This is a genomic window from Pseudomonas sp. FG29 (assembly GCF_057809355.1).
This window is the reverse complement of the sequence record NZ_JBMDJU010000048.1, coordinates 1-7,010: the sequence shown is the minus strand read 5'-3', so window position 1 is coordinate 7,010 and position 7,010 is coordinate 1. Positions and strand designations below refer to the sequence as shown.

At 64.0% G+C, this 7,010-nt stretch carries 5 protein-coding genes; 4 read left to right on the top strand and 1 reads right to left on the bottom strand.

Features of this window, described 5'->3' with window-relative positions:
- Positions 1-339 precede the first annotated feature (339 nt).
- Both ACODS1_RS24045 and ACODS1_RS24040 read left to right on the top strand, forming a co-directional pair.
- Positions 340-2,295, top strand: coding sequence for an acetoacetate--CoA ligase (locus tag ACODS1_RS24045; protein ID WP_489087631.1), 1,956 nt, complete (start codon positions 340-342; stop codon positions 2,293-2,295).
- A gap of 89 nt (positions 2,296-2,384) precedes the next feature.
- Positions 2,385-3,125: a substrate-binding periplasmic protein gene (locus ACODS1_RS24040; protein ID WP_489087630.1), complete on the top strand. Its 741-nt coding sequence runs from the start codon at positions 2,385-2,387 to the stop codon at positions 3,123-3,125.
- A gap of 6 nt (positions 3,126-3,131) precedes the next feature.
- Here ACODS1_RS24040 and ACODS1_RS24035 read toward each other — a convergent pair whose 3' ends face one another.
- The gene (locus ACODS1_RS24035) at positions 3,132-4,346 is read right to left on the bottom strand and encodes a PilT/PilU family type 4a pilus ATPase (RefSeq protein WP_489087629.1); all 1,215 of its coding nucleotides are present in this window, start codon (positions 4,344-4,346) and stop codon (positions 3,132-3,134) included.
- 147 nt (positions 4,347-4,493) lie between these two features.
- Between ACODS1_RS24035 and ACODS1_RS24030 the strand changes: the two genes are divergently transcribed.
- Complete coding sequence (locus ACODS1_RS24030) at positions 4,494-4,772, top strand: peptidylprolyl isomerase (protein WP_489087628.1); 279 nt, start codon at positions 4,494-4,496, stop codon at positions 4,770-4,772.
- A 72-nt stretch (positions 4,773-4,844) separates the two neighbouring features.
- Positions 4,845-6,740: a patatin-like phospholipase family protein gene (locus ACODS1_RS24025; protein ID WP_489087627.1), complete on the top strand. Its 1,896-nt coding sequence runs from the start codon at positions 4,845-4,847 to the stop codon at positions 6,738-6,740.
- Positions 6,741-7,010: the final 270 nt, after the last annotated feature.

Sequence of the window (7,010 nt, the reverse complement as noted above, 5' to 3'; positions counted from 1 at the left end):
TGCCTTGTGCTCAAGAGCGACTTGAGCAAAAACAAAATACAAGGGTGGATGACGCCGTTTTCATCCACCGATGTGGTGGATCGATGAAGCGTGATCCACCATACGCCTGGCACCCCGGATTGAATCCGGGCTACGGGCTGTAGGAGCGGATTCATCCGCGATTTTCGCGGCTAAAGCCGCTCCTACAAGGGGTTGCAGCGTATCGAACCGTCGTTTCATCCAGAGATTCTGAACCCCGAAAAGGTCGGGGCGATAGCAGCAAAGGTCGCCTGAGTTAAACGTCAAATGCCACGAACGCACTAAGCTGAAGCCTGGGGATCAGAACGACGAGAACTGAGCATGCAGCAACCTCTGTGGGCGCCTTCCGCCGAACGTGTCGCCGCCAGCCGAATGGATGCCTTCCGCCGTTTCGTCAACAAAGGCCACGGCCTGCAACTGGCCGACTACCCTGCCCTGCATGCCTGGAGCGTCGAGCAACGCGAGGCCTTTTGGCAGGCAATCGTCGATTTCTTCCAGATCCACTTCCACACGCCCGCCGAATGCGTGCTGCGCGAAGGCCCGGCGATGCCGGATGCGCAATGGTTCCCCGGCGCCACTCTGAATTTCGCCGAGCACCTGCTGCGTCGCCGCGACGGTCACCCGGCGCTGGTGGCCGTCGGTGAGGACGGCAGCCGCGAGCAGCTAAGCTACGCACAGCTGGCCGCGCATGTCGCCGGTCTGCAACGGGCCCTGCGTAACGCCGGCGTGGGCATCGGCGATCGCGTCGCAGCGTTCATGCCCAACACCTGGCAAACCGTGGTGGGCATGCTCGCCAGCGCCAGCCTCGGCGCTACCTGGTCGAGCTGTTCGCCGGACTTCGGCACCCAGGGCGTGATCGACCGTTTTGGTCAGATCGAACCCAAGGTGCTGATCGCCGCCGCCGGCTACCGTTACGCCGGCAAGTCCATCGACCTGACCGGCAAGCTCAACGAAATCCTCGCGCAACTGCCTTCTCTGCAACAACTGGTGCTGGTGCCGTACGCCAACCTCGACGTTCGCACAACGGATTGCCAATCCGCCGCATCGATCAACCTCTGGCAGGACTTCTACCAGCCCGGCGGTGCTCCCAAGTTCACCCCGGTGGCCTTCGCCCAGCCGCTGTACATCCTCTACTCCAGCGGCACCACCGGCGCGCCCAAGTGCATCGTCCATGGGGTTGGCGGCACCCTGCTGCAGCACGTCAAGGAGCATGGCCTGCACACCGACCTCGGCGCTACCGACACCCTGTTCTACTACACCACCTGCGGCTGGATGATGTGGAACTGGCTGGTCTCCGGTCTGGCACAGGGCGTTACCCTGGTGCTCTATGACGGCTCGCCCTTCCATCCCGAGCCCACACGTTTGATCGACCTGATCGACGCCGAGGACATTTCCATCTTCGGCACCAGCGCCAAGTTCATCGCCGCGCTGGAAAAGGCCGGCGTCAAACCGCGGGGAAGCCACAAGTTGAATAGCCTCAAGGCTATCCTTTCCACCGGCTCACCGTTGGCCCACGAAAGCTTCGAGTACGTCTACCGCGACGTGAAACGCGATCTGTGCCTGTCATCGATCTCCGGCGGCACCGATATCGTTTCCTGCTTCGCCCTCGGCAACCCCACCCTGCCCATCTGGCCTGGCGAGCTGCAGTGCAAGGGCCTGGGCATGGACGTGCAGGTATGGAACGACAGCGGCCAGACCGTGAGCGGAGAAAAAGGCGAGCTGGTTTGTGCGCGGCACTTCCCCTCAATGCCGCTGGGATTCTGGAACGACGCTGACGGCGAAAAATTCCGCGCCGCCTATTTCTCCACCTTCCCCGGCGTCTGGGCACACGGCGACTATGCCGAAGAAACCGAACATGGCGGCCTGATCATTCACGGCCGCTCCGACGCCGTGCTCAACCCCGGCGGTGTACGCATCGGCACGGCAGAAATCTACCGCCAGGTGGAAAAGGTGCCACAGGTGTTGGAGTCCATTGCCATTGGTCAGGACTGGCAAGGCGACGTGCGTGTGGTGCTGTTCGTGCGCCTACGTGAGGGTACGACGCTGGACGACGCCCTGTGCGAGGAGATTCGCCGAGTGATTCGCGCCAACACCACGCCGCGCCATGTGCCGGCGAAGATCATCGAGGTGGCCGACATTCCCCGCACCCTCAGCGGCAAGATCGTCGAACTGGCGGTGCGCAACGTCGTCCATGGTCGCCTGGTGAAGAACACCGATGCCCTGGCCAACCCGCAAGCGCTGGAACTCTATCGCAACCTGCCGGCGCTCCAGGAGTAGCGCGCCAATCACGGCACAGCGCCACTGAGACGCTGCATCATTCAGGCGCCCTCTATACTGGATTGTATAACCCGGACAGGATGTTCCCGATGCGCATCGTTTTCTGCCTGCTGGTTGCTCTGTTTCATGCCGGCCCCGGCGTCGCCGATCAACCCCTGCAATTGCACATGCCAGACGCTCCGCCGTTAACCCTGCTGCACTACGAAGGCGGGCATGGCATGGTCGGCGACGTGACCCTTGCCGCAATCGCCTTGAGTGGGCGCCTGACTCGAGTCGTCGCCGAGCCCTGGCCAAGGGCGCAAGCGCGAGTTGCCAGTGGCAGGAACCTGCTGATCATTCCCCTCTCGCGCATCCCCGAGCGCGAGGATCGCTACACCTGGGTCGCGCCGATCATGGTGCTCGAACGCGCCTTCTTCAGCCTCGATGAACCAGTCACCAGTTTCGCGCAAGCACGCCAGCGCTATCAGCGCATCGGCGTCGGCCTGGGCACCGCGCAGGTGGACATCCTACGCCGCGAAGGCTTCGCCGAAGAGCAGATCGTTCAACTCAAGCTTGGCGACAACCCGGCCATCCTTCTGGAACGCGGGCGCATCGACGCCTGGTTCACCGGTATACCGGAGGCGCTGTACATCTGGGACAGGTATGCAGAACGGCAGCAGGCATTGCGCATGAGTCCAACCCTCGCCAGCACCGACCTTTACCTGGCGTGCTCCAAGCTGTGCGACCCGCAGTTGGTCGAGCAACTGCGAGCGGCGCTTAAGGATCTGGAAACACGCGGGGTCAGCCAGCGCTTGCGCCAGGCCTACTTGCCCGAACTGCCCAAGCCCTGAGCGACTTCAGATACCGGGCCGACCAGGATCCTCGGGCGGCGCGTCCTCCTCGATGTCCTCGAGTTTCAGCTCCAATCCCCAGTCTGCCGCTGCCGGCTGGGGCGCCGCCACCGGCGCGGCGGCAGGGGCAGACACAGGCGCCGCCCGAGTGGCCGCCGGGTTATCACGGTAAAGCTTGAGCTTCAGACGCACGTTGTTCGCCGAGTCGGCATTCTTCACCGCCTCTTCCTCGTCGATGACGCCTTCGTGCACCAGGTCGATCAGCGCCTGATCGAAGGTCTGCATACCGAGGTTCTTGGACTTCTCCATGATCTCCTTGAGCTCGGAGAATTCGTTGCGCTTGATCAGATCACGCACCGTTGGCGTCCCCAGCATCACCTCCACCGCCGCCCGGCGCTTGCTGTCGACGGTGCGCACCAGGCGCTGGGAGACGAACGCCTTGAGGTTGTTGCCCAGATCGTTGAGCAACTGCGGCCGGCGCTCCTCGGGGAAGAAGTTGATGATGCGATCCAGCGCCTGGTTGGCGTTGTTGGCGTGCAGCGTGGAAATCGCCAGGTGGCCGGTGTCGGCAAAGGCCAGCGCATGCTCCATGGTTTCGCGGTCGCGGATCTCGCCGATCAGGATCACGTCCGGCGCCTGGCGCAGGGTGTTCTTCAGCGCCGCATGGAAGCTGCGGGTATCCACACCCACCTCACGCTGGTTGATGATCGACTTCTTGTGCCGGTGCACGTACTCCACCGGATCCTCGATGGTGATGATGTGCCCGCCGCTGTTGCGGTTGCGGTAGTCGATCAGCGCCGCCAGGGAAGTCGACTTGCCCGAGCCGGTGCCGCCTACGAACAGCACCAAGCCGCGCTTCTCCATCACCGTGCTGAGCAGCACTTCGGGCAGCTTGAGGTCTTCGAAGCGCGGGATATCCAGCTTGATGTTGCGCGCGACGATGGACACCTCGTTGCGCTGCTTGAAGATATTGATCCGGAAGCGCCCGACGCCGGACAGGGAAATCGCCAGGTTCATCTCCAGCTCGCGCTCGAATTCCTCGCGCTGCGCGCTATCCATGATCGACTCGGCGATGGCCGCCACGTCGCCGGAACGCAGCGGCTCCTGGCTGAGCGCCTTGAGCACGCCGTTGAACTTGGCGCAGGGCGGCGCGCCGGTGGACAGGTAGAGGTCGGAACCGTCCTGGCTGGACAGCACCTTGAGCATTGCATGGAGATCCATGGCGACGTTCCCGTGAAGGCGGTTGAATTACCATAGCCAAGATTTGCGGCCATCAGACCGGCGAATCTCGTCTTGAAATTGGCGCCATTCTGCTGGCGCAACGATTGCTGGCACAATATGCGCCCGCCGAATTTGAGGAACCCATCAATGGCAAAGGCAATGGCCCGCCACATCCTGGTCAAGACCGAAGCGGAAGCTGCCGCCCTGAAGAAGCGCATTGCCGCTGGCGAAGCCTTCGACGTACTGGCCCGCAAGCACTCCACCTGCCCCTCCGGCAAGAAAGGCGGCGACCTCGGCGAAGTGCGCCCCGGGCAAATGGTGCGCGCCGTGGATCAGGTGATCTTCAAGAAGTCCCTGCGCGAAGTGCATGGCCCGGTGAAGACCCAGTTCGGCTACCACCTCATCCAGGTGTTCTACCGGGACTGATCAGCTAATGGCACATGGCCTTTACTGACGCGTTATCATGGCGCCCTCATTTCGCCCAACTCTGGAGCCTGCATGAACGCCAGCCGCCCGCCCGTCTTCGCCCGCGAGTGCGATCTGGTCATGAAAGGCGGCATCACCAGCGGCATCGTCTATCCGCTGGCGATCAGCGAAATCGCCAAGGCCTTTCGCCTGCGCAGCATCGGCGGCACCAGCGCCGGGGCGATCGCTGCGGCAGCGGCAGCAGCGGCAGAACTGGGGCGCCAGCGCCACCTGGCGGGTGAACTGAGCGAAGATCCGCAGGGCTTCGCCGAGATCGAACGCCTGCCCGCTCACCTGTGCACGCCGGCGTCGAGCGGCCAGGGTACCAAGCTGCTGGCGCTATTTCGCCCGGTTCCCAGGCTACGCGGCCTGTTCGACACCTTCACCGCCGTACTCGACGCCAAACGCAACCCCATTGGCCTGTTGCGCGCCGTGCTGCGCCATTATGGGCTGGCGGCCGGTCTCGGCGCACTGCTCGGCGGCGGCCCGCTCTGGCTGCTGGCATTCGCCAACCATGGCCTGCTGCTCTGGCTGTGGTTGCTGCTGGCCGCCAGCACCGGTGCTCTGGTCGCCGTGGTCATCTGCCTGCTGCGCCAGGTCAGCCGGGAACTGCCAGGCAACGGCTTCGGCCTGTGCAGCGGCATGTCCGCCACGCACGAGCCGGCACCGGAGGAAGCGCTGACGCCCTGGTTGAGCACCTACCTGGATCGTCTCAGCGGCCAGCGCCAGGCCTGTGCGAGCGCTGCTGAGGCGTTTGAACGTGCGCGTCCCCTGACCTTCGGCGATCTGCGCCGGCACGGCATCGACCTGCAGATGATCACCACCTGCGCCAGCATGGCCCGGCCCTTCCGTCTGCCCTTCGGCAACGACGGCAAGGTGCGCGAGAACAACCAGTTCTATTTCTCCGAACAGGAGTTCTCGGCCCTGTTCCCGCAGCATGTGGTGAGCTGGATGTGCGCCCGCCAGCGCCCGGCGCAACAAGGCGAGCGCAGCGATGGCCTGTACCGCCTGCCGCTGCCGGACGACTTGCCAGTGGTGGTGGCCGTGCGCATGAGTCTGAGCTTCCCGCTGCTGCTCAGCGCCGTGCCGCTGCATGCGGTGGACTACCGCAGTACACACAAACGCCTGGAGCGCTGCTGGTTCACCGACGGTGGCCTCGCCTCGAACTTCCCCATCCACTTCTTCGACCAGGCCCTGCCGACCCGCCCCACCTTCGGCCTCGACCTGGGCAGCACCGAGGATGCCGACGGCCCGCGCGTGCACTTCCCCGCGCGCAACGGTGACGCGCGCCTGGCCTACTGGCGGCGCTTTCCCGAAGCGGGCCTGGGTGCGCTCGGCGGCTTCCTGCGGATCGTGATGAACGTGGCCAAGGACTGGAACCACGAAACTCTGTCGCTGCTGCCCGGCTTTCGCGACCGCATCGGCCTGATCCAGCTGACCCGCGAGGAAGGCGGTCTGAACCTGACCATGCCGCCCGAGCGCATCGCCCGCCTGACCGAATACGGACGCCAGGCCGGTATCGAATTCGTGCGTCGTTTCGGCAACCCGGACTGCTGGCAGAGCGGTGCACAGCCCAGCAAGATGAACTGGGAGAACCACCAGAGCATTCGCCTGCGGCTGATGCTGGCCAGTGTTGCCGAGCAGTTGGCCAGCCTCGAACGCGCCTGCAGCCGGCTAGCGCAGACGCCCGAGGACTACCAGCGCTTCTTCAGCGAACGTCATAGCTACCCGCTGCAGGGCCTCGGCAACCTCGGTGCCGACGAGCACGGCCAGTACCCCACCCAGGCCGCGCTTGCCCTGGCGCAACTCGACGCCCTGCGCGAACTGGCGCACCTGATCGAAAACCATGCCCAGGCGCGCCCGGCCCTGCATCCAGCCGAGGGCGCTCCGAAGCCGACGCCGGAGCTGAAGTTGCGACCGCGTGTCTGAAACCCAGGCGAGGCAGGCGGTGCAATAGCGGGATGGTAGCCCCAGAAAAACAGGCGAAATGACCGGGTCCATTCGCGCCGGACTGGCAAGTTTGTGTGTTGGCTTGTGTTGGTATTCTGGACGCCGCTTTGGGTGTGTTCAGATATTCCGGGTTTCGCCCCCTCGGGCGACTTACTTTTCTTTGAAATGCGCAAAGAAAAGTAAGCAAAAGAAAGCGCACCCCCGCCATCCGGGTCTCGCTGCGCTCGACTTCCCTCACTCCGGCACTGC

Excerpts from the sequence above, each read along its gene's own strand:
- ACODS1_RS24045 (WP_489087631.1), top strand. The coding sequence starts at position 340 with ATGCAGCAACCTCTGTGGGCGCCTTCCGCCGAACGTGTCGCCGCCAGC.
- ACODS1_RS24040 (WP_489087630.1), top strand. The coding sequence starts at position 2,385 with ATGCGCATCGTTTTCTGCCTGCTGGTTGCTCTGTTTCATGCCGGCCCC.
- ACODS1_RS24035 (WP_489087629.1), bottom strand. The coding sequence starts at position 4,346 with ATGGATCTCCATGCAATGCTCAAGGTGCTGTCCAGCCAGGACGGTTCC.
- ACODS1_RS24030 (WP_489087628.1), top strand. The coding sequence starts at position 4,494 with ATGGCAAAGGCAATGGCCCGCCACATCCTGGTCAAGACCGAAGCGGAA.
- ACODS1_RS24025 (WP_489087627.1), top strand. The coding sequence starts at position 4,845 with ATGAACGCCAGCCGCCCGCCCGTCTTCGCCCGCGAGTGCGATCTGGTC.